Origin of the sequence: Pseudomonas fluorescens, from assembly GCF_000967965.1 — a bacterium.
GTDB lineage: Bacteria > Pseudomonadota > Gammaproteobacteria > Pseudomonadales > Pseudomonadaceae > Aquipseudomonas > Aquipseudomonas grandcourensis.
In genome coordinates this window covers 1-1035 of the sequence record NZ_LACC01000059.1, presented here as the reverse complement: position 1 = coordinate 1035, position 1035 = coordinate 1, and the positions used below count along the sequence as shown (strand labels likewise).

1 protein-coding gene is annotated in these 1035 nt (G+C 49.8%); it reads left to right on the top strand.

Translation table 11 applies throughout. The features are described 5' to 3' along the window. Positions 1 to 663: calcium-binding protein (locus tag VC35_RS27925; RefSeq protein WP_221174503.1), on the top strand; the 663-nt coding region annotated here is incomplete at its 5' end. Positions 664 to 1035: the final 372 nt, after the last annotated feature.

The following is a 1035-nucleotide window of genomic DNA, read 5'->3' as shown; positions in this document are numbered from 1 at the left end:
CGCTTCGGAGCCGGCATCAGCACGGGCGATATCTCCGTCACCCGTTCGGGTAACCATGTGATCCTCAGTCACAGCAATGGTCAGGATCAGGTCACCATTCAGAACTGGTTTACGTCCAGTGATGATCGTTACAAGCTGGAGCGAATCGAGTTCGCTGATGGAGCTTTGTGGAGCAGTGGGCAAGTAACGTCGAGAGCAAGCACACCTGGCAATGACACCATCATGGGCTCCAGCACCAACGATCGATTGCAAGGTGGTAAAGGTAATGACCTGCTACAGGGAGGAGAGGGAAGCGATATATATCTTTTTACCGCTGGAGATGGCCAAGACATCATCAACAACCTCTCCACTACCCCCAATGATATTGATGTGCTTAACATTGATGGGCTTACACCTCAAAACCTATGGTTTTCCCGGGAAAACAATAATTTGGTGATTGATGCCAGAGGGTCAGAAGATCGAATTACAGTTAAGGACTGGTACATAAACCCAGCTCAGCAAATTGATGTGATTCAGGCTGGAAGTACGGCATTGTATGCCAATGCGGTAGACAACCTGGTCAACGCCATGGCCGCTTTTGGGGCGCCAGCTGGTGGCGAAATCAACCTGACACAAGCTCAGCATGATCAACTAAATGTGGTGATTGCAACTAACTGGCAGTAGCAAGCTGAACAAACGTGTAAGGTCTAACTGTGATCCCCCCTCTGTTCTTCTACTCGGAAACTGAGTAGAAGCAGTTGAACACCAGGGTCAGTTTTCAAACGGCAGATCAGCCTTTACTGGGGCAGTTTTCGGACAGCGGCAACAAATCTATCTAAGCGAGGTCTTGCAGGCGGCGCGTATATAAACTGATCCAGTTCCACTTTTAGATTAGCGCAGGACTTAGTGTGTATCTGGGCGGATTTTCCTTTCTAAATTGTGGTTCTGGAAGTAAATGCGACCGTCTGCGGGTGCCCCTCGCTTGGTGGGGGGCATCACTACCATGTGCGGCGCATCTCCGCATGCTTGACCTAGGGAAACTCTGAAAAAGACTTC